A 20,735-nucleotide genomic window follows, 5' to 3' on the forward strand; every position below is an offset into this window, starting at 1 on the left:
GCGGGCTCGGGCAGGAGCGCATGAGGGGCGGGCTCGGGCAGGAGCTCGCGAGGTTCCGGCACGCCGGGGAGGGCGTATGACGGCGGTCGCCACCAAGGCGAAGTCCCGTGCCGGGGGCGGCATACGGCCCGCCGGCTACACCGTTCTGCGCGCCGGGCGCGGGTCGTTCCTGCTGCACCGGCGGGCGGCCGTCGTCGCCGGACTGCTGACGGTGGCGCTGGCCGGCGCATGCCTGGCGTATCTGTGCATCGGGGAGTCGACGGCCGCGCCCGTCGAAGCCGTGAAGGCCGTGCTCGGGCTGCCCTCGCAGGAGGAGTTCGTCGTCGGCACGCTGCGACTTCCGCGTATGACCGTCGGGCTGCTCGTCGGCGCCGCGTTCGGCATCGCGGGCGCACTCATCCAGACCGTTGCGCGCAATCCGCTCGCCAGCCCGGACGTCATCGGCATCAGCCACGGCGCGACCGCACTGACGGTGGGCGCGCTGACCTTCGGCGTCACCTCGTACACCGTCCTCCCCTACCTCTCCGTCCTCGGCGGTTTGTGCGCCGCCGCGCTCGTGTACGTCTTCGCGTGGCGCGGCGGGCTGCACGCCGCGCGCTTCGTCCTCATCGGCATCGGCTTCGCCATCGCCCTGCGCTCGGTGACCCAACTGTTCCTCACCAAGGGGGACTTCCTCGTCGCGCAGCAGGCACAGGTGTGGATGACCGGCTCCCTCAACGGGCGGGGCTGGGAGGAGGCCGGGCCGCTCGGGTGGACGCTGCTCGCCCTGCTGCCCGCGGTGCTGTGGGCGGCGCGGGCCCAGCGGTTCGTCTCGCTCGACGACTCCACGGCCACCGCGCTCGGCTCCCGCCTGGGACCCGCCAGGCTCGGTCTGGTCCTGCTCGGCGTCGTCCTCGCCTCGGTGGCCACGGCGTCCGCGGGGCCCGTGGACTTCGTGGCGCTGCTCGCGCCGCAGATCGCCCGGCGCCTGACGCGTACGGCCCAGATCCCGCTGCTGTGCGCGGCGTTGACGGGCGCGTTCATCGTCGTCGCCGCGGACCTGCCGGCGCGGGTCCTGTTCGCCCCGACCGAGCTGCCGGTGGGTGTGCTCACCGCCGCCATAGGGGCCCCGTATCTCATCCTGCTGATCATCCGCAGCCGTACCGGAGGACGAGCGTGACCGCGTCCAAGAACCCTGAGACCCGGCGCACGGCGGCGAGCAGGCTCGCCGCCCGCGACCTGACCCTCGCCTACGAGGAGCGCACGGTCGTCGAAGGGCTCGACCTGTCCGTGCCGGACGGCGAGGTCACCGTGATCGTGGGCCCCAACGCCTGCGGGAAATCGACCCTGTTGCGCGCTCTGGGCCGGCTCCTCAAGCCGCGCCGCGGCTCCGTCCTGCTCGACGGCCGCGACCTCGCCCGCATACCGACCCGGAAGGTCGCCCAGTCGGTCGGGCTGCTGCCGCAGACGCCGGTCGCGCCCGAGGCGATCACGGTCGCCGACCTGGTCGCGCGGGGCCGTCAGCCGCATCAGCACTGGTGGCAGCAGTGGTCGGAGGATGACGAGCGGGCGGTCGGCGAGGCCATGGCCCGTACGGATGTGACGGACCTGGCGGCACGGCCCGTCGACGAGCTGTCGGGCGGGCAGCGGCAGCGCGTCTGGATCGCGATGGCTCTCGCGCAGGAGACGGAACTGCTGCTCCTGGACGAGCCCACCACCTATCTGGACATCGCCCATCAGGTCGAAGTCCTGGATCTCGTACGGCAGTTGAACCACGAACGCGGACGGACCGTCGTAGCCGTGCTGCACGACCTCAACCAGGCCACCCGGTACGCGGGGCACCTGGTCGCCATGAAGGCCGGGCGGATCGTGGCACAGGGATCGCCGGCCGAGGTCGTCACGGCGGAACTGGTGCGGGACGTCTTCGGGCTCGACTCGGTGGTCGTGCCGGACCCGGTCACCGGCAGCCCGCTGGTGGTGCCGGGGACACCGTGGCAGGCGGGTGCGGGTGCGGAGCGGGAGGACGCGGCGGCGCGTGACGCGTCGTCACCGGTGGGTTCGTAGCGGTCGCCTGGGGCGCGTAGCGGGCCGCCGGACAGCGCGTAGAGGATCTTCGGGGGATACGACGGGTCGCTGTCGGACTCGTCGGGGTGTTCGCCGGACCCCTTGCGGGCATCCGAGGCAACCGCCGTCCCCGGGGCGGACGTTGGGACCCCGACCGGTGGTTCAGCCGCGCTGCCGGGCGCGCCAGAGCAGGTAGAGCGCGGAGGCGACGGCCGCGGCGCGCAGGGCGATCGGCCAGGTCTCGCTGAGCGCGGCGCCCAGCTGCTCCCTCGCGATCGGCTCGCCCCACCGCCCGTCGAACCGGCCCCACAGCCACACGACCGCGCCCGCCGCGACGACACCGGGCAGCCCCATGGCCGCCCACTTGTTCTCCCCGCGCGTCAACGCGCGCGTGCCGTACGCGATGAGCCAGCCGACACCGAGCAGGACGAGCGAGCCCAGGACGGCACCCACGACGAGGAGTCCGGCGGCCAGCAGCAGGAGGGGGCTGAAGGAGCGCCGCGCCATCTCACGGCGGCGCCGGAACACCACGCGCCGGAGCAGGCCGGGTCCGCGGCCGGTGTTCGCCGCCTCGGCAGCGGCCTCCTCGGCGGCCTTGGCCCTGGCTTCCGCCTCCGCCTTCCGCAGACGCTCTGCGTCGACTTCCGGCGCGGGCGGCGGTTTCAGTATTTCGGGGACCTCGATACCACCGACGAATCCGGGCACGACCTCGCCCACGTCGCCGAACGGCCCCGACTCGATGCGCCACCAGTCGGGGGTGGCGTCCTGCGGGCCGAGTTCGTCCTCTCCCGCGAGGTGCGGGGGCGACGGCTCGTTCGGTGAACGCGGCGGCGGGACCGTGGCGTTGCTCTTGTCCATGATTCGGCCGCTGAGGGGCGACCGCCGCTCAGCGGCGGGGTCCTCGGTCCCGCCCGGCCGCGCGTCTCCGGTCTCCGCACCGGCGGCCTTGCGGCTCTCCGCCTTCCTGGCGCCGAGCCTCAAGCCGAAGGGGCCGGCTCCGGAGGAAGCTGCGTCGGAGGAACCTACGCCGAAGGGGCCCTTGGCTCCGTCCCGCTCGGTGCCGGGCTTCTTGGCGCCGGGCTTCTTGCCACCGGACTTCCGGGCCCCGGTCCTCGCGTCGCCCGGTTCCGCCGTGGGCATGTGCCTCGGCGTCTCGGATCGCGTGTCCGCGCCGCCCGCGGCGGTCACCACGTCGGACGGCGTACCCAGTTTGCCGAGGATGCGCTTCACCGACGCGGCCGAGTCGGCCGAACCGGCGCGCTGCGCCTCGATCTCCGTACGCAGCCGGGTGACCAGACGCATCCGGTCGCCGGACGGCAACTGCTGCTGCTGAGCCAGGTCACCGACCCGGCTCAAGTAGTCCAAGACGAGCTTGTCGCTCTCGATTCCCACCAAATCCCCTGCGCGCGCACGCATTTCACCATGGCACTGCCCGACGGTACCGCTTTCCGTCCTTCCGGCGCCGTATCAACTCACGCTGAGCAGACGCAGCTCCGTCTCCAGGTTGTACCGCGCGGTCCGCTCCCAGCGCTCGCGCCCCGTGGATGTACGGAACAGGCTCGGCAGTTCCAGCAGCTCGCGCAGCACCGCCGAGCGGCCGTCGCGGAACGCGTCGTGGGGCACGAAGCCGTACTCCTGGCGTACGGCGGCGGCGTACGCGGCATACGTCCGGGGGGAGCCGGCGAGCACGGCGAGGTCCGCGTCGCACAGCACCTCGCCATCGGCGTCCCCCGGCTCGGGGTCGTGGCGGACGGTGAGCCGTACGAGCCGCGCCACCTCGGCCGCACGGGCCGCCGACACCCCCGCCTCCGGCAGGGCGCGCTCGGCGAGCCGCGCGCTGCGCTCCTCGTTCTCGGAGCGCTCCGGGTCGTAGACGGCGTCGTGGAACCAGGCGGCGAGCCGTACGGCGTCCGGGTCGGCACTGTGATGGGCCAGTTCCTCGACGCGGTCGAGGACGGCGAGGAGGTGCTCGGTGGTGTGGTAGTGCCGGTGGGACTCGGCCCAGCGGGCGAGGAGGTTCTCGCCGTACGGGACCGGGTCCGGGCGTCCCTCCGCCCTGTCCGGCTCCTGGCAGCGGCTCAGCAGCCGCGTCCAGCGCGCGAGCAGAACGTCGTGGGTGGCTGCGGCATCGGCATGAGGGGCGGCGTTGTCGGCCATGGATCAATTGTGTGGCACGGTTCCGTGTGCGGGTCGCCTGTGGCACCCTGGGATATATGTCTAGACCAATCCTCGAGGTCATCGCCCTCGACGTCGACGACGCGGTGGCGGCGCAGGCCGGAGGGGCCGACCGCCTCGAACTGGTCACCGACATGGCGGCCGACGGCCTCACGCCGTCCCTGGAGGCCTTCGCCGAGATCCGCGCGGCCGTGGACATCCCGCTGCGCGTGATGGTGCGTTCGGACGCCGTCGGCCGGCGCGGCGAGCGCCCCACCGCCGCGGAACTGCACGCCCTGTGCGCACAGGCCGAGGCACTGCTCGCCACGGGCGCGGACGCGTTCGTCTTCGGCTTCCTCGACCACGCAGGCCACCCGGACCTGGTCGCGGTCGAGATGCTCGTCGCGGTGATCGAACCCTGCCCGTGGACCTTCCACCGAGCCATCGACCGCGCCACCCACCGTGACACTCTGCGCAAGCAACTGGCAGGTCTGCCCGGCCTGGACACATATCTGACCGCCGGGTCGGCGGCCGGTGTCGACCAGGGCATGCCGGTCCTACTGGCGGAGGCGGCGCGCTCGGGGGAACCGGGGTACGAGCCGCGGATCCTGGCCGGGGGCGGGCTGCGCCTCGATCACCTTCCGCGCCTGCGCGAGGCGGGGATCGACGCCTTCCACATCGGGTCGGCGGCCCGCCCGAGCGGCTGGTCCGCGCCGGTCTCGGCGGCCGTGGTCGAGGAGTGGCGCACGGCGCTGTGAGCCGCCCGACGGGCGGGGCGGGCGGCCCGACGGGCGGGGTGAGCGGCCCGACGGGCGGGGTGCGGTGAGCGACACGAGTACGGCGACCAGAGCCGCCCGAACGGTTCGAGACGGTTCTGGCGGTTCTGGCGGTTGGAGCCGTTCGACCGGACGGCTGCTCCGCGGGCGGAAAGCCCCTGGCCGAACCGCCCCCGACGCTGCCGCTCCCCAGGACCCACCTCTGCCGTAGGGGCCGCCACGTGCGTACGGGCCGCCACGTGCGTACGGGCCGCCACGTGCGTACGGGCCGCCACGTGCGTACGGGCCGCCACGTGCGTACGGGCCGTCCGCAACGGTTCGCACCGCCGATAGTTCCGTCAGGAGGGGCGCTCCGCATCTCCCGGTGCCAACTCCCTTGGGAGCGGGGTGGCGTGGACGACCGTGAGGCCCGAGACCGCGCGGGTCAGCGCCACGTACAGGCGCCGGAGTCCCGTACGCCGCGGCGCCTGCGGCAGGGGTGCCGGCGGCTCGCCGTCGACGACGGCGGCCGGTTCGTCGAGGACCACGTAGTCGTACTCCAGGCCCTTGGCGAGCGATGCCGGGACCAGGGTGAGGCGCGGGCCCCCGGCGCCCTCCTCCCCCGCCGCGACAGGGGCCGAAGACCCCTCCGCCTGCGAACTCCCCGCGGTCCCAGGGAGCTTGGCGTCCCCGTCGGCCCCCGGTGTCGGCGCAGCCGCCGGGGTCGACGCAGTCACCGGAGACACCGGAGTCGCCAGGGGTTCCGCACCGAGTGCCGCGTGGGCGATCCCCGCGCCGGACAACGCCCGTACCAGCGCCGGGATGCGGGCATCGGCCGCGATCAGCCCCACCGACCCCTCGAACGTCAGCGCCTCCCGGCAGGCGGCGACCAACGCCGCGTCCAGCTCCCCCGCCCCCACCTCACGGATCCGCAGCGACCCGGGTGCCTCGCGGACCGAGGTGGCCTCCACCAGGCCCGGGGCGATGGCCGGGAGCAGCCGGGACGCGTACGCGATGACCTCGCGCGGGACGCGAAAGCCCGCCGTCAGCTCCTCGATCCGCCCGTCCGGCTTCCCCAGATGGGTCAGGGCCTCCGGCCAACTCCCCGTCGCCCAGGGCGTGGTGCCCTGGGCCAGGTCGCCGAGCACCGTCGCGGAACCCGTGGAGCAGCGGCGCCCCACCGCCCGGTACTGCATCGGCGAGAGGTCCTGCGCCTCGTCGAGCACCACGTGCCCGAGCGAGGGCGTCCGCTCCACCAGATCCGCCGCCTCGTCGATCAGCACCGCGTCGGCCGCCGACCACTTCGCCGACTTCGGGCCGCGGGGAGGCTTCACCCAGAGGATCTCCGCCTGCTCCTCGGCGGTCAGCAGCCCCTCCGCCTGCTCCGCAAGGAAGCCGGGGTCGGACAGCAGCCGGAACACGAGCTTCGCCGGATCGACCTGCGGCCAGACCGTCTTGACGGTCGCCTTCACGGCCGGATTGCGGGCCACGGCGTCCTGCACGCGGTCGTCCGGTGCCTCGCCGGCAGCCTCCATCCGGACGAGTACGGAGTGGGCGATGCGCTGCGGGAGGGCGGCGCGCGCGGCCTCGTAGCGGATGTCGCGCGCAAGCAACTCTCGTACCAGCTCCTCCAGTTCGTAGGCCGGGATGCGCCAGCGGCGGGATCCGCGGACCACGACGCAGGGTTCGGCGGGCATGGTGACGCCGGACCGCACGGCCCGCCGCAGCACCTGGGCCATCCGCGCGTCACCCTTGAGGCCGGCCGCGACCGGAGTGTCCCGGCCGCGGACCTCGACGCGCGCCACGAGGTCGTCGACCGTCGCCTGCTTGACTGCCAACTCCCCCAGGGCGGGCAGCACTTGCTCGATGTAGTGGAGGAAGGAGCGGTTCGGCCCGACGACGAGCGTGCCGGTGCGGGCCAGCCGCTCCCGGTGCGCGTACAGCAGATACGCCACCCGGTGCAGGCCGACGGCCGTCTTGCCGGTGCCGGGCGCGCCCTGCACGCACACGGTCCCGGAGAGCCCCGCCCGTACGATCTCGTCCTGCTCCGGCTGGATCGTCGCGACGATGTCCCGCATGGGGCCGACGCGGGGGCGCTCGATCTCCGCCTGGAGCAGCTTGCTGGCCGTGCCCTTCTCGGTCTCCGCCGGGTCGGTGAGGTGCTCGTCCTCGTAGGCGGTCAGGTCACCGCAGGTGTAGCCGAAGCGGCGCCGGAGCGCCACGTCCATCGGGTCCTTCTTGGAGGCCCGGTAGAAGGCCTGGGACACCGGGGCACGCCAGTCGATGACCATCGGGTCGCCCTCGCCGTCGTGCACATGGCGCCGCCCGATGTAGAACCGCTCCCCCTCGCCGCCCTCCGCCTTGTCCGAGCCCGGAGCATGGAGGTAGTCGAGGCGGCCGAAGAAGAGGGGCGCGTGGGCGAGGTCGGCGAGAGCCTTGATGCGGTCGCCGATCTCGCGCTCCAGGATGAGGGCGCTCACCCAGTTCGCAGTGGTGTCGCTGATGTCGAGCGCCTCGACCTCTGCACGCATGGCGCGCAGCGCGGCACGGGAGGCGGCGAGGTGGTCGCGCTCGCGGCGGAGCGGATCGCCCTCCGGGGCGGCCGTCCGGCCGGGGTTCTGGTCCTGGGTGCGGTCGCGGGCCTGGTCTGGGGCGTGCGCGGGCACGGCAATGCCTCCGAGCAGTGGGTACGAGCGGGGACACCGACCGGTTACCGACCGGGCGGGGGCTCTCCCTCGGTGGTACGGGAGGCGGGCAGACGCGGCATATTAGCCATCCCGCCCGGGAACGGCGAATGGTTTTTACGGGCGCGCGCCACGCCCCTCCCGCCCCTCACTCCCCCGAGACCGCCTCAGGGGCCATCCGTCCCAGGTATGGCGGGGGCTGCTCCCCGCGGCTGATGGGCGCACCCCGCCGCTTACATCCGCGGGCGGATGTGCTCCGATCGCGTGAAATCCATCATGGAAGACATGAGCGCAGCATCGATCACCTCAGCCTCCCGTCCGGGCGCCTCGGGCGCCTCCGCCATCGGCTCCGGCCGCGAAGAGAACCGCCACGCCCTGGGCAATGTCCTGCGGGCGGTCCGCGTGTACGCCGACGCCGCCGTACGCGTCGTGCTCCTCGGGGAGTACGCGGAGAGATCACCGGTGACCCGCCGCTGACACCGCACGGCTGTCACCTGTCACGGCCCTGGACAGCGGTGCCCGGGACAGTGGTGCCACGGACAGCGGTGCCGGGGACAGTGGTGCCACGGACAGCGGTGCCGGGACGGCAGTGGCCTCAACGGTCTTGCTCGCGGGCCACGCGCCGCCGTGTCCCGGCGGACCTCGGCGACCGGACCTCATGAGCCGGACCCGGCCGCCTGCCCTGCCCTGTGCCCTGCCCCGCCCCTCAGACGTCGCCGGTCACACGTCGTCGAACCACACGACGTCGGTTCACACGTCGTCGGTCGCCAGCAGGTCGCCCGCGTCGACGATCCGGTACGCGTAGCCCTGCTCCGCCAGGAATCGCTGGCGGTGGGCGGCGAAGTCCTGGTCGATGGTGTCGCGCGCCACGACCGAGTAGAAGATCGCCGGATGCCCGTCCGCCTTCGGCCGCAGCACCCGCCCCAGCCGCTGTGCCTCCTCCTGCCGCGACCCGAAGGTGCCCGACACCTGGATCGCGACCGTCGCCTCGGGCAGGTCGACCGAGAAGTTGGCGACCTTGGACACGACGAGGACGCGGATCTCCCCCTGCCGGAACGCCTCGAACAGTTTCTCGCGCTGCGCGTTCGTCGTCTCGCCCTTGATCACCGGCACGTTCAGATGCTCGCCCAGTTCGTCGAGCTGATCGATGTACTGCCCGATGACGAGCGTCTGCTGCCCGCGGTGCCGCTCGACGAGCGCCTCGGTGACCCGCCGCTTGCTGCCGGTCGTGGCGCAGTACCGGTACTTCTCCTCCGTCTCCGCCGTCGCGTACGCCAGACGCTCGGAGTCCGTCAGATCGACCCGGACCTCGACGCAGTCCGCGGGCGCGATGTAGCCCTGCGCCTCGATCTCCTTCCAGGGCGCGTCGAAGCGCTTCGGCCCGATGAGCGAGAAGACGTCCGACTCGCGCCCGTCCTCCCGTACGAGCGTTGCCGTCAGGCCCAGCCGGCGCCGCGCCTGCAGGTCGGCGGTGAACTTGAACACCGGCGCGGGCAGCAGATGCACCTCGTCGTAGACGATCAGGCCCCAGTCGCGGGAGTCGAACAGCTCCAGGTGCGAATAGATGCCCTTCCGCTTGGTGGTGAGGACCTGGTACGTGGCGATGGTGACCGGGCGGATCTCCTTGCGCGTACCGCTGTACTCGCCGATCTCCTCCTCGGTCAGCGAGGTGCGCCGGATCAGCTCGTGCTTCCACTGGCGGGCGGAGACCGTGTTGGTCACCAGGATCAGCGTCGTCGACTTCGCCGTGGCCATCGCACCGGCCCCGACCAGCGTCTTGCCCGCGCCACAGGGCAGGACGACGACGCCGGAGCCGCCGTGCCAGAAGTTCTCGACGGCCTGGTTCTGGTACGGGCGCAGCGCCCAGCCGTCCTCGTGCAGCTCGATGGGGTGCGCCTCGCCGTCCACGTACCCCGCCAGGTCCTCGGCCGGCCAGCCGAGCTTCAGCAGCGTCTGCTTGATCTGGCCGCGCTCGGAGGGGTGCACAGCGACCGTGTCCGGGTCGAGGCGGGCGCCGACCAGGGGCTGGACCCGCTTGGAGCGGAGGATCTCCTCCAGGACCGGACGGTCGGTGGTGACCAGGACGAGACCGTGGGTGGGGTGCTTGAGCAGCTGGAGCCGCCCGTAGCGGGACATGGTCTCGGCGACGTCGACGAGGAGGGCGTGCGGCACGGGGTAGCGCGAGAACTCGACGAGCGCGTCGACGACCTGCTCGGCGTCGTGACCGGCGGCGCGGGCGTTCCACAGGCCGAGCGGCGTGACGCGGTAGGTGTGGATGTGCTCGGGCGCGCGCTCCAGCTCGGCGAAGGGGGCGATGGCGCGACGGCAGGCGCCCGCCTGGTCGTGGTCGACTTCCAGGAGCAGCGTCTTGTCGCTCTGGACGATGAGGGGTCCGTTCACGCCTCGTCCCTTTCTTCCCTTGCGGGGTGCGGTGCGGCCGCGGGGTTGTGCCGACGCGCTGGGCGTCGTGCCATCGCGCCGTGGTGCCGTGGTGCCGTGGTGCCGTGGTGCTGTCGTGCTGTCGTGCTGTGGTGGCGGCCGCACGGCCCGGGGCGGGGCACGGCACGGACCCGCCAAACCTCCAGTGTGCCGCACGGGCGGAACGGGCCGGAGCCGCGTGCGCCACCGGCGTCACAGGTGAGGCCGGCCGGTGACGTCACGGTCCGAGCGCTAGGCCGGTCCGTCGGCGAGTTCGGCGACGCCGGTGATGCGGTGCAGGGGGAAGGTGCGGACCTCGTCGGCGGTGTGGTCGTACGCGGTGACGAACCCGCCCTCGACGCGGACCGGCGCGATGACCCGCTGGCTGGCCGCGCCGTCGGCGTTGACGTAGCCGATCCACACGACACTGCTGGTGAGCGCGGCGGCCTGCATGGTGGCGAGCGTCTCGGCCGAGGTCGTGCGCGGCAGACCACCGTCCGCGGATGCCGTACGCCCCGCCGCCCCTGTCGTACGCCCGCCCACGCCTGCGCCCGCGGTCGTCCCAGCCCCTGCGGCGACCGGCCTGGTCACCGCCGTCGCGGCCAGATCGCCCGCGCGAACGGCCTTGACCGCAGCGCCGAGCAGCGTGGCATCGGGCAGGGGCGGGCCGCCCTGGACGGGGACGGGCGCAGTGCGCGGCGGCGTCCGGTACGCGTCGGCGCGCGCCACCACCACGTCGCCCTCCTCCGACTCCGCGGCCGGTGCGTAGCCCATCCCGCGCAGCCGCTCGAGCAGCAAGTCCGGAGTGGCCTGCGCGGCGAGCACGGTCGGGGCGAGGCGACGCAGACGCAGCCCGGACGCGCGGCGGTCGGCGAGGATCTCGGCGAGCAGCGCGTCATCGTCGCATCGGACGTACGCGAACGCCGCGCCGACCCTGAGATGCCCGTGCTTGCGCGCCACGTCGTCGATCAGATAGCTGAGCGGCTGCGGCACCGGCGTACGGGAACGCTGTACGAGGAACGCGTGCAGATCACCGGCCGTCTGTCCGGCGTCCAGGGCACGGCGCACGGAACCCGGGGTGAAGCGGTAGACCGTCGCGCCGCCCTTCGACTCGACATCCGCGAGGAGCTCCAGCATCGCGGCCAGCGGCCGCTCCAGCGGGCCGGGCGCGACGGCGGTCAGGTCGGCCTGGAGCAGCACATGGTCCAGCGGCTCGGGGATCAGCGGGGCGAGGAGCGCGGCGGCGCGGGCGGCGGTGGCCACCGCCGCGGCGGTCGCGGCGGCGCGGGCAGCCGGCGGGGTGACGTTCGGAGCGTCTGCCGCGTGGACGCCCAGCAGGGCGCGTCCGTGGGTGGAGAGGGCGCCGCGACCGGTGACGCCGAGGAGTTCGGCCTCGGTCAGGGTCCAGCGGGCGAGGCGCGAACGGAGGTCGTCCGGGGCGGCGGCCGGCGGGGCCGGCGGGTCGGCGGCGGCGATCCGCGTGGCGGCGGAACGCGCCCGGGCGGAGGCGCTCACCGCGGAGCGCGCGGATCCGTTGGCCGCGGTGCGTGCGGACCCGGACGTCCCGCTCGTCGCAGGGCTGATCGCCGGGCCGTTCACAGAAGTGCCGGACGTCGCGGGGCCGTTCATCGCAGTGGCCGATGTCGCGGGGCCGTTCATCGCCGGGCCGGACGATCCGTGCGCCGCCGCGCGGGCAGCGGGCGCATGCGCCGCGGTTCCGGCCCCGGCGGCCGGGGAGCCGTGCTCCCAGCGGAGCCGGGCCAGCAGCGTCACCGGCGCGACCGCCTGCCCCTCCGGCAGGGCGGCGAGAAGCTCCAGTACGCGGTGGCGGACCAGCGGCGCCGGGGAACGGTCGAGCCCGGGGCCGAGCGCGGAGAGCGTCCGGCCCTTCGCGTCCTGGCCGCCGACCGTTCCGGCCGTACGGGTTGCCGTCAGCCACGGCGCGACGAGCGCCGCCCACCGCCGCTCGGCGGGCAGTGCGAGCCACTCGTCGCCGGCCGGGGTCGGCGCGAAGCGCTCGTCCGCCTCGCCGTCGGAGGCCACCAGCCCGGCGGCGTAGGCGAGTTCGACCCAGAAGGCGGCGGTGGTCTCGTCGGTGTCGAGGGCGGTCGCGGTCCGCTTGAGGTCGCGGACGCTCAGCCCGCCCGCGCGCAGAACGGAAGGACCACCCAGATCCCACTCCTTGAGAAGGTCCTCGACCGTGGCGACGGCCATGAGCGCCTGGCCCGCGGCGGTCGCGTCGACGATGGGTGGGCGGTGTTCGGCCGCCGACCCGACCACCGGCGCCAACGGCTCCGGCGTACGGTGCGCGAGCCCTCCGCGCAGATGCAGCGCGGCCTCGCGCGGCAGGACGACGGTGCCGGGCGCCGTCGGGAGCAGCAGCCCGCGGTCGGTGAGCCAGCGGACCGGCGCGGACGGCTGGGCGGGAACGGTTCCGTACGGCGGTCCCCAGACCAGCCGTGCCAGGATCTCGCCCGACTCCTCCGGCGCCTGCGCGAGCAGCGCCGCCATCCGCTCACGGTCACGGAAAAGGGCGGCGAGCGCCCCGACTGCGGTCACCGGGTCGTGCGTCGTGGGCAGCCCGCAGGTGGCGATGATCTCCTGGAGGCGGCCGGGGGACATCCCGGCGGTCACCTCGGCGACGGTCGGCCCGAGCCCGGTGGGCGACGGACCGGCGGTACCGCCGACCGCGCCTGAGGGGGTGCCGGGCGCGAGCACTTCGCGGGCCGTGCGAACCAGGTGCAGACGGTCGTCCCCGCCCCACAGGAGCGCCTGTGTACGGAGCGCGGCGACGGCGCCGGGAAGGGCGCGGGCGACGTCCTCGTCACCGGCGTCGCCCGCCATGAGCCCGAGCAGCACCTCGTCCGTACAGGGTGCCGGTGCGACCGCGAGCGCCTCCGCGGTCTGCAACGTGAACCGGTCGAGGCGCTCCAGGGCGCGTACGACGGAGGCGCGGGTCCCTGCGCGGGTGGCGAGCTGGGTGAGATCGCCCGGCACCGGGGACAGCAGATCGGGGCGCGCCATGAGGAGGGCGGCGAGGTCCTCGTCGGGTCGCGCGCGCAACTCCTCGGCGAGGGTGCGGGGCGCGGCGGAGGCGCCTCGGCCGCTGTCGCGGCGGGGCTCAGTCGGCACGCGCACCTCCCGCATCCGGCCCGGTGGTCATCCGCACCACGGTACCCGCTCGGACCGACACCCCCATGAGGGACGGGCGGGGCCGGGGCAGGAATGGTCAGCCGGAGCCGGAGCCCCCGTCCAGTCCGGGGTCAGGTAGAGACGAGTCGGTGGCAAGGGCCCACGCTCATTGATGATCGTCGGTCGATGGTCGCGGTCATGACGCGAACCTGTCTCGGGGCTTCTCTATCGACGTCCCGGTGTCGGCGCTCGCCGAGAACGACACCGGCATGGGAGCCGGTGCGCGAAGCACTCCCGGTGCTTTCAGCGAATGCGACGCCGCGAGTGGAGTGCGACGGGGGTGGGGCCGGGGCGCGGCGAGTCAGCGGTGGCGAGGCGCGGTCACCCCAGGGACCGCGCGGCCCGTGACCGCTAGGACCGCATCGCCGGAGGCGGGATCGGCCCCGCCGGAGGCCGGATCGGCCCCGCCGGAGGCCGGATCGGCCGGGCGCACCCACGGTCGCGAACGCGGGCGCATGCACGGACACGCGGCGCGGACGCATCACGCGGACCGGCACGCCGCGCAACGGTGGTCCGCTTTGCCCCGGCCACCCCCGCGCGGAAGGGTCGCCGTACCGCACAACGGTGGCCATACGGAACCGCCCACTCCCTCGCGGAACCGGCCACTCCCTCGCGGAACCGGCCCCCCCCTCGCAGAACCGGCCTCCCCCGCGCGGAATGCGCTGCGCGGTGCGCGCGTTGGCAGTTGATATGCCGAGCCCAGCCCAGCGCGTCCGTATGCCCAAGGCTGTCCACGTCCTCGGACTGAGCGTGTTCTCGCTCGGGACCTCGGAGTTCATGCTCTCCGGTCTGCTGCCGCCCATCGCCGACGACATGGGCGTGACGATCCCGCAGGCCGGGCTGCTGATCTCGGCGTTCGCCATCGGCATGGTCGTGGGGGCGCCCCTCCTGGCCGTCGCGACCCTCCGGCTCCCCCGCCGTACGACTCTCGTCACGCTGCTCACCGTCTTCGCCCTCGGCCAGGTCGGCGGCGCGATGGCGCCCAACTACGGTTTCCTCTTCGCCTCGCGCGTCATCAGCGCCCTCGCCTGCGCCGGGTTCTGGGCCGTCGGCGCGGCGGTCGCGGTCGCGATGGTTCCCCGGAACGCCCGCGCCCGCGCGCTGTCCGTCCTCATAGGCGGCCTCAGTGTGGCGAACGTCGTCGGCGTCCCCGCCGGGGCCTTCCTCGGCGAACACTTCGGCTGGCGGTCGGCGTTCTGGGCGGTCGGTGGAATGTCGGCCGTCGCGCTCGTCGGCGTGGTCACGTTGATCCCCCGCATCCCCATCCCCGAGACGCGGCCGAAGCTCCGCCGGGAGGTGCGGATCTACCGCGACCGGTCGGTCCTCCTGGCGATCGCGACGATCGCGCTCTCCGCGGGTGGCGTCTTCTGCACGTTCAGCTACATGGCTCCGCTCCTCACCGACGTGGCGGGCCTCGGGGAGAACTGGGTCCCCACGGTGCTCGGGCTGTTCGGCATCGGCGCGCTGATCGGTACGACGGTCGGCGGGCGGGTCGCGGACGCGCACCCCTTCGGCGTGCTGCTGGCCGGCAGCACGGCCACGACCGTCTGCCTCGTCGCCCTCGCCCTGACCGCGCACAACGCGGTCGCCGTGATCGCCGTGTCGTTCCTGCTCGGCGTGGCGTCCTTCTTCATGGCCCCCGCCCTGAACGCCCGCCTGTTCAACGTCGCGGCCGCCGCGCCGACCCTCGCCGGGGCGACCGCCACCGCTTCCTTCAACCTCGGCAACACCAGCGGGCCGTGGATCGGCGGGAGGGCCATCGACCTGGGGTTCGGCTTCTCCTCCACGGGGTTGGTGGGTGCGGTGATGGTCGCGCTGTCGATGGGGACGGTCGTCTGGAGCATCCGCCTGCACCGGCGTCACGCCGCGAACACCCGCCTGGTGACGGGATCGCCCCACGGAGCGGAGGACGGGGTGGAGCACCGCGGGGAGGACCACGTCGAGCACGCGCCCGGGACGGCCGCACCCGCCACACCTGCCACATCAGCCCGCCCGGAGCACGAACCCACGGACGCGCCGCCCCGCCGATGAGCGGCGCGGCTCGCGCAACCCGTGCTCCTGCGCGCAGGAGCACGAACGCGCTTCCGGGTACGCACGTCCGCGCGCCGGGTACGCACGCCCTCGCGCAGGAGAGGTACAGCCTCCTCGCAGGTGACCTACGCGCTCCTCGCCTGCGCGTACCTCAGCCGCTCTTGCGCCTCCGCAGCCCCGCCTCCGTGAGCAGCCGCACCAGCTCCTTGCTGGTCACCTCCACGGCGCCCAGTTCCACCGCGGCGCGGTACCGCTCGCTCGGCACGTCGTAGTGGTCGCGTTCGAAGGCCCGTGCCGGTGAGCCGAGGCGGGCCGCGAACGCGTGCAGTTCCTCGTACGAGACGTCGCTCACCATGTGCGACCACATCCGCCCGTGGCCCGGCCAGTTCGGCGGGTCGATGTAGACCGCCACGCTCAGGGGCCCAGGACGGTGCCGAGGCCGCCGACCGCCGCGACGGTCACCCCGGCCTCGGGGCACACCCAGTGCGGATCGGGGCCGAGTTCGGGCTCGATGGCCAGGGCGTGCGGGTCGCCGCTCTCGGTGCACACGGGGCACAGGGGCCAGCGGCCGAACTTGTCGAGCAGCGCGTCCTGGACGTCCTGCGCGACCAGGCCGGCCAGGAAGACCGCGCCCTCAGGCCACTGCTCGACCCACCATCGCCGGTGGACGACCGAGTCCTCGACCAGCGAGACGACGTCGGCCCGGGCCACGTCGCCCGCCGACAGGTCGGCCAGTACGAGCGCACGGGCAGCGTGCAGCGCCTGCTCAAGCTCCATACGACCATTGTCACGCCCCTGTCCACAGGGGTTGACGCACCCTCCTGCTGAAAATACCTTCCAAGAGTGCGCAACCACCTGAAGGAAACTTTCAGCGGCTCGGCGGCCCGGCCGGCCGGCCCCGAGGGAAGCCCGCCCCCGGGCCCGCCCGCGCCTGCCGCCCTCGCCGCCAAGGTCCGCACGCTGGGCCCGTCAATGACCCGCTCGATGCACCGAGTTGCCGAGACCGTGGCAGGCGACCCGGCGGGCTGCGCCGCGCTCACCGTCACCGGGCTCGCGGAGCGCACGGGCACCAGCGAGGCCACCGTCGTCCGGACGGCCCGCCTCCTCGGCTATCCCGGATATCGCGATCTGCGCCTCGCCCTCGCCGGGCTCGCCGCCCAGCAGCAGTCCGGGGCCGCGCCCGCCGTCACCGCCGACATAGCGGTCGACGATCCGCTCTCCTCCGTCGTGGCCAAGCTCGCGCAGGAGGAACAGCAGTGCCTGGCCGACACGGCGGCCGGACTCGACACCACCCAGCTCGAGTCCGCGGTCTCCGCGCTCGCCACGGCCCGCCGCATCGATGTGTACGGCATCGGGGCCTCCAACCTCGTCGCCCAGGACCTGGTGCAGAAGCTGCTGCGGATCGGCCTGATAGCGCACGCCCACGCCGACCCGCACCTCGCGGTCACCAACGCCGTGCAGCTCCGCTCCGGGGACGTCGCCATCGCGATCACCCACTCCGGGCGCACGACCGACGTCATCGAACCACTGCGCGTCGCCTTCGACCACGGAGCGACGACGGTGGCGATCACCGGCCGCCCGGACGCGGACGTCGCGCAGTACGCGGACCACGTGCTGACGACGTCGACCGCGCGCGAGAGCGAGCTGCGGCCCGCCGCCATGTCGAGCAGGACGAGTCAGCTCCTCGTCGTGGACTGCCTGTTCATAGGTGTCGCCCAGCAGACCTACGACGCCGCGGCGCCCGCGCTGTCCGCGTCGTACGAGGCTCTGGCCCACCGGCACAGCCCCAAGCGCCCCTGACCGCGAGGACGGAAGCTCGCAAAGTCGCAAGGTCGCGAGGGGCCGACCGCCCCACGGCTGCGCACCTGCAACTGCACACCGCACGCACGAGAGCACACAGCACACAACGCACAGCTCACAGCTCACAGCTCACAGCTCACAGCTCACAGCTCACAGCTCACAGAAGACCACCACGTCCGTGCACGGCGTCCGTACCCCGGGCACCGGCAGTCCCATGTGCCCGCGGGCTCCACCCCGCCCGCGGCCCGGATCCCGGAGCCCGGAGCCCGGAGCCCGTCCATGCCTCCGGCAGCCCGCCGGGGCGTCCACCCCCCACCCACCTCCGAGAAGGCTGCCTCATGTCATCGAGTGCCGACTACGCACAGTTGCGCGCCCAGCTCGACAGCCTCACCACCGAGGCCTTCCGCAGCGAGCTGGCGGACATCGACCAACTGCCCACCCTCGAGATCGCGAAGATCATGAATGGGGAGGACGCCGCCGTCCCCGGCGCCGTCGCCGCCGGGCTCCCGCAGATCGCGGCGGCCATCGACGCCACCGCGGACCGTATGACCCGCGGCGGCCGGCTGGTCTACGCGGGCGCGGGCACGGCCGGGCGGCTCGGCGTGCTGGACGCGAGCGAGTGCCCGCCGACCTTCAACACCGCTCCGCACGAGGTGGTCGGTCTCATCGCCGGTGGCCCGCCCGCGCTGGTGACGTCGGTCGAGGGCGCCGAGGACAGCGCGGAGCTGGCGGCCGCCGACCTCGATGCGCTGGGCATCACGCCGGAGGACACCGTCGTCGGCATCTCCGCCTCGGGCCGCACCCCGTACGCCGTCGGCGCCGTCGAGCACGCCCGCGCCCGCGGGGCGCTCACCATCGGCCTGTCCTGCAACGCCGGCTCGGAGCTCGCCGCGGCCGCCGAGCACGGCATCGAGATCGTCGTCGGTCCCGAGTTCCTCACGGGCTCGACCCGTCTCAAGGCGGGTACGGCGCAGAAGCTCGTCCTCAACATGATCTCGACGATCACCATGATCCGGCTGGGCAAGACGTACGGGAACCTGATGGTCGACGTCCGCGCCTCGAACGAGAAGCTCCGCGCCCGCTCGCGCCGCATCGTCTCGCTCGCCACAGGCGCCCCGGACGCCGAGATCGAGGCCGCGCTGTCCGCGACGGACGGCGAGGTGAAGCACGCGATCCTCGTCATCCTGGCCGCCGTCGACGCGCCCGCGGCGGCCGAACTCCTCACCGCCTCCCGCGGCCATCTGCGCGAAGCCCTGGACGCCGCCCGGAAGAGCGACTGACGGCCATGTGCGGGCCTGAGTTCCGCAGGACCCGGGGGTGCCTGGGGGAGGGTGAGCGGACACGACCGACGCCTCCGCCCGAACGTCCCGGCTCGCCCCCCGCACAGCAAGGCACGAATGCCCATGGCACAGAACAGCGACCACTCCGCCACCGCGGCCGCGCTCCTCCCCCTCGTCGGAGGAGCGCGGAACGTCACCTCCGTCGCCCACTGCATGACCCGGCTCCGCCTGGGCCTCGCCGACCGGTCCCTCGTACGGGAGGCCGAACTCCGCGCCCTGCCGGCCGTTCTGGGCGTCGTCGAGGACGACACGTACCAGATCGTCCTCGGGCCGGGTGTGGTCGCACGGGTGACGCCCGAGTTCGAGCGCCTCGTCGAATCCGGGCGGCGCGAGGCACTCGAGCAGCCCGCAGCACTCGCCCCGCCCCCCGGCAGCCCTGCCTCCCCCGGAGCCCCGGACGCCACCGCGACCGCGACCGCGACCGCGACCGCCGCCAACGCCAACGCCAACGCCTCAGCCGATGAACTCGCCACCCGCGGCGCGGCCATGAGGGCCGAGAACAAACGGCGGAACGCCACCCCGGTCAAGCTCTTCCTGCGCAGGATCGCCAACATCTTCGTCCCGCTCATCCCCGCCCTCATCGGCTGCGGCATCGTCGCGGGCATCAACGGCCTTCTCACCAACCTGGTCCACACCGGGCACGCCTCCTGGGCGACGTCCCTCGTCCCGGCACTGGCCGCCATCGCCTCCGGCTTCATGTCGCTCATCGCCGTCTTCGTCGGCATCAACACGGCCAAGGAGTTCGGCGGCACACCGGTGCTCGGCGGAGCCGTCGCCGCGATCACCGTCTACGCGGGCGTGGCCCAGGTGAGCGCGTTCGACCAGAAGCTCGCGCCGGGCCAGGGCGGTGTCCTGGGCGCGCTCGGCGCTGCCCTGCTCGCCGTCCAGGTCGAGAAGTGGTGCCGCCGCCGCGTGCCCGAGGGGGTCGACGTCCTGCTGACACCGACCCTCACCGTGCTGGTGTCCGGGCTCGCCACGCTCTTCGTCCTGATGTTCCTGGCCGGTGAAGTGTCCACCGCCATCGGCGACTTCGCGAACGGGCTGCTGTCCACGGGCGGCGCCGTCGCCGGCTTCGTACTCGGCGGCCTCTTCCTGCCCCTGGTGATGCTCGGCCTGCACCAGGCCCTGATCCCCATCCACACCACGCTCATCCAGCAGCAGGGCTACACGCTTCTCCTCCCGGTCCTCGCCATGGCAGGTGCGGGCCAGGTGGGCGCCGCACTCGCCGTCCTCCTCCGCCTCCGCCGCAACACCTCGATCCGCAGGACCATCCGGTCGGCCCTCCCGGCGGGCCTGCTGGGCGTGGGGGAACCCCTGATCTACGGCGTCTCCCTGCCGCTCGGCCGCCCCTTCGTCACGGCGTGCATCGGCGGCGCGTTCGGTGGCGGCTTCGTCGGGCTGCTGGGCCAGCTCGGCGACACGGTCGGCTCGACCGCCATCGGCCCGTCCGGCTGGGCGCTGTTCCCGCTCCTCGACGGCAGCGCAAGCCTCACCGCCACCCTCGGCGTCTACGCTGCTGGGCTGCTGGTGGGGTATGTCGCGGGGTTTGTCGTCACGTACTTCTTCGGCATCAGCAGGCGGATGCGGGCCGAACTGAACGTCGCTCCCGCACCCGCCACGACCGAACCCCACGCGACCGAAGGCCACGCGACCGAACCCGCCACGACCGAACCCCACGCGACCGGCCACGCGACCGAACCCGCCGCGACTGAGGCCCCGGACTCATCCGGTGCACCGGTCCACGACGAGCAGGACGAGAACGCTGCCGTCCCGGGAAGGATGACGCCATGACCGTCACCGAGACCCGACGCCTGGTCGTCCTGCGGCACGCCAAGTCCGCCCGGCCGGACGGCGTACCCGACCCGGACCGCCCCCTCGCCCCGCGCGGGCTCCGCGACGCCCCGGTGGCCGGAGCCTGGCTGCGCGAGGCGGACTGCATCCCGGACCTCGTCCTCTGCTCCCCGTCCCGGCGCACGCGCGAGACCTGGGACCTCGCCTCGGAACCGGCCTCCACCCCGCCCGTGCGCTACGACGACCGCCTCTACCACGGAGGTGCCGAGCAGTTGCTCGCCGTCGTCCGCGAAACCCCGGAGGACATCGGCACATTGCTTCTCGTCGGCCACAGCCCCGGCGTGCAGGACCTGATCCTGCTCCTCGCCGTCGACGGGGACCCCGACGCCCTGGCCCGCACCGAGGAGAAGTTCCCCACCTCGGCCATCGCCGTACTCCGGATCCAGGCCCCATGGCCCGATCTCGCCCCGGGAGCGGCGCAGTTGACGGCGATGACCGTGCCACGCGGCGAGAAGGGCTGAACCACT

Annotated in this window: 16 protein-coding genes; 9 read left to right on the forward strand and 7 right to left on the reverse strand. The window is 73.5% G+C overall.

Going from position 1 to position 20,735, the window contains the following annotated elements; genetic code table 11:
* The first annotated feature begins 76 nt into the window (after positions 1-76).
* Together ACGFNH_RS19135 and ACGFNH_RS19140 are read left to right on the forward strand one after the other, a co-directional pair.
* Positions 77-1,159, forward strand: a complete 1,083-nt coding sequence (locus tag ACGFNH_RS19135; protein ID WP_393655123.1) for a FecCD family ABC transporter permease — start codon at positions 77-79, stop codon at positions 1,157-1,159.
* The gene (locus ACGFNH_RS19140) at positions 1,156-2,043 is read left to right on the forward strand and encodes an ABC transporter ATP-binding protein (protein WP_393655125.1); all 888 of its coding nucleotides are present in this window, start codon (positions 1,156-1,158) and stop codon (positions 2,041-2,043) included. The genes ACGFNH_RS19135 and ACGFNH_RS19140 overlap by 4 nt, the downstream gene beginning before the upstream one ends.
* 162 nt (positions 2,044-2,205) lie before the next feature.
* Here ACGFNH_RS19140 and ACGFNH_RS19145 read toward each other — a convergent pair whose 3' ends face one another.
* Complete coding sequence (locus tag ACGFNH_RS19145) at positions 2,206-3,435, reverse strand: hypothetical protein (protein ID WP_393655127.1); 1,230 nt, start codon at positions 3,433-3,435, stop codon at positions 2,206-2,208.
* A 75-nt stretch (positions 3,436-3,510) separates the two neighbouring features.
* Positions 3,511-4,200, reverse strand: coding sequence for an HD domain-containing protein (locus tag ACGFNH_RS19150; protein ID WP_393655129.1), 690 nt, complete (start codon positions 4,198-4,200; stop codon positions 3,511-3,513).
* 56 nt (positions 4,201-4,256) lie between these two features.
* Between ACGFNH_RS19150 and ACGFNH_RS19155 the strand changes: the two genes are divergently transcribed.
* Positions 4,257-4,955 carry a copper homeostasis protein CutC gene (locus ACGFNH_RS19155; protein WP_393655131.1) on the forward strand — a complete coding sequence of 233 codons (699 nt, stop codon included), beginning with the start codon at positions 4,257-4,259 and terminating at the stop codon, positions 4,953-4,955.
* A gap of 356 nt (positions 4,956-5,311) precedes the next feature.
* Here ACGFNH_RS19155 and ACGFNH_RS19160 read toward each other — a convergent pair whose 3' ends face one another.
* Positions 5,312-7,618, reverse strand: a complete 2,307-nt coding sequence (locus tag ACGFNH_RS19160) for a HelD family protein (protein ID WP_393655133.1) — start codon at positions 7,616-7,618, stop codon at positions 5,312-5,314.
* A 303-nt stretch (positions 7,619-7,921) separates the two neighbouring features.
* Between ACGFNH_RS19160 and ACGFNH_RS19165 the strand changes: the two genes are divergently transcribed.
* A complete protein-coding gene (locus tag ACGFNH_RS19165; protein WP_393655135.1) occupies positions 7,922-8,113 on the forward strand; it encodes a hypothetical protein in 192 nt (63 codons plus the stop codon).
* Between the two features lie 273 nt (positions 8,114-8,386).
* Here the strand turns inward: ACGFNH_RS19165 and ACGFNH_RS19170 are convergent, their stop codons facing one another.
* The gene (locus tag ACGFNH_RS19170; RefSeq protein ID WP_393655137.1) at positions 8,387-10,036 is read right to left on the reverse strand and encodes a DNA repair helicase XPB; all 1,650 of its coding nucleotides are present in this window, start codon (positions 10,034-10,036) and stop codon (positions 8,387-8,389) included.
* A 270-nt stretch (positions 10,037-10,306) separates the two neighbouring features.
* On the reverse strand, positions 10,307-13,201 hold the full coding sequence (locus tag ACGFNH_RS19175; RefSeq protein WP_393655139.1) for a helicase-associated domain-containing protein: 2,895 nt from the start codon (positions 13,199-13,201) through the stop codon (positions 10,307-10,309).
* Between the two features lie 762 nt (positions 13,202-13,963).
* Between ACGFNH_RS19175 and ACGFNH_RS19180 the strand changes: the two genes are divergently transcribed.
* Positions 13,964-15,277: a Cmx/CmrA family chloramphenicol efflux MFS transporter gene (locus ACGFNH_RS19180; RefSeq protein ID WP_393655140.1), complete on the forward strand. Its 1,314-nt coding sequence runs from the start codon at positions 13,964-13,966 to the stop codon at positions 15,275-15,277.
* Between the two features lie 151 nt (positions 15,278-15,428).
* Here ACGFNH_RS19180 and ACGFNH_RS19185 read toward each other — a convergent pair whose 3' ends face one another.
* Positions 15,429-15,689 (reverse strand): DUF4031 domain-containing protein, encoded by a 261-nt coding sequence (locus ACGFNH_RS19185; protein WP_393655141.1) that lies wholly within the window; start codon positions 15,687-15,689, stop codon positions 15,429-15,431.
* A 2-nt stretch (positions 15,690-15,691) separates the two neighbouring features.
* Entirely contained in the window at positions 15,692-16,054 is a 363-nt protein-coding gene (locus tag ACGFNH_RS19190) for a hypothetical protein (RefSeq protein WP_393655143.1), read from the reverse strand.
* A gap of 66 nt (positions 16,055-16,120) precedes the next feature.
* Between ACGFNH_RS19190 and ACGFNH_RS19195 the strand changes: the two genes are divergently transcribed.
* The 4 genes from ACGFNH_RS19195 (at position 16,121) to ACGFNH_RS19210 (ending at position 20,729) form a co-directional block, all read left to right on the forward strand.
* Positions 16,121-17,077 carry a MurR/RpiR family transcriptional regulator gene (locus ACGFNH_RS19195; RefSeq protein WP_393655145.1) on the forward strand — a complete coding sequence of 319 codons (957 nt, stop codon included), beginning with the start codon at positions 16,121-16,123 and terminating at the stop codon, positions 17,075-17,077.
* A 338-nt stretch (positions 17,078-17,415) separates the two neighbouring features.
* Positions 17,416-18,357 (forward strand): N-acetylmuramic acid 6-phosphate etherase, encoded by a 942-nt coding sequence (murQ, locus tag ACGFNH_RS19200; protein WP_393655147.1) that lies wholly within the window; start codon positions 17,416-17,418, stop codon positions 18,355-18,357.
* Positions 18,358-18,480: 123 nt separating this feature from the next.
* Complete coding sequence (locus ACGFNH_RS19205) at positions 18,481-20,208, forward strand: PTS transporter subunit EIIC (RefSeq protein ID WP_393655148.1); 1,728 nt, start codon at positions 18,481-18,483, stop codon at positions 20,206-20,208.
* Positions 20,205-20,729: a SixA phosphatase family protein gene (locus ACGFNH_RS19210; protein ID WP_393655150.1), complete on the forward strand. Its 525-nt coding sequence runs from the start codon at positions 20,205-20,207 to the stop codon at positions 20,727-20,729. Before ACGFNH_RS19205 ends, ACGFNH_RS19210 begins: the two co-directional genes overlap by 4 nt.
* Positions 20,730-20,735: the final 6 nt, after the last annotated feature.

Source organism: Streptomyces sp. NPDC048639 (genome assembly GCF_043199075.1).
Lineage (GTDB): Bacteria > Actinomycetota > Actinomycetes > Streptomycetales > Streptomycetaceae > Streptomyces.

Bases quoted from the DNA above. Each gene is read 5' to 3' on its own strand.
- ACGFNH_RS19150 (WP_393655129.1), bottom strand. From the start codon at position 4,200: ATGGCCGACAACGCCGCCCCTCATGCCGATGCCGCAGCCACCCACGAC.
- ACGFNH_RS19135 (WP_393655123.1), top strand. From the start codon at position 77: ATGACGGCGGTCGCCACCAAGGCGAAGTCCCGTGCCGGGGGCGGCATA.
- ACGFNH_RS19205 (WP_393655148.1), top strand. From the start codon at position 18,481: ATGGCACAGAACAGCGACCACTCCGCCACCGCGGCCGCGCTCCTCCCC.
- ACGFNH_RS19165 (WP_393655135.1), top strand. From the start codon at position 7,922: ATGAGCGCAGCATCGATCACCTCAGCCTCCCGTCCGGGCGCCTCGGGC.
- ACGFNH_RS19180 (WP_393655140.1), top strand. From the start codon at position 13,964: ATGCCCAAGGCTGTCCACGTCCTCGGACTGAGCGTGTTCTCGCTCGGG.
- murQ (WP_393655147.1), top strand. From the start codon at position 17,416: ATGTCATCGAGTGCCGACTACGCACAGTTGCGCGCCCAGCTCGACAGC.
- ACGFNH_RS19155 (WP_393655131.1), top strand. From the start codon at position 4,257: ATGTCTAGACCAATCCTCGAGGTCATCGCCCTCGACGTCGACGACGCG.
- ACGFNH_RS19190 (WP_393655143.1), bottom strand. From the start codon at position 16,054: ATGGAGCTTGAGCAGGCGCTGCACGCTGCCCGTGCGCTCGTACTGGCC.
- ACGFNH_RS19175 (WP_393655139.1), bottom strand. From the start codon at position 13,201: ATGCGGGAGGTGCGCGTGCCGACTGAGCCCCGCCGCGACAGCGGCCGA.
- ACGFNH_RS19210 (WP_393655150.1), top strand. From the start codon at position 20,205: ATGACCGTCACCGAGACCCGACGCCTGGTCGTCCTGCGGCACGCCAAG.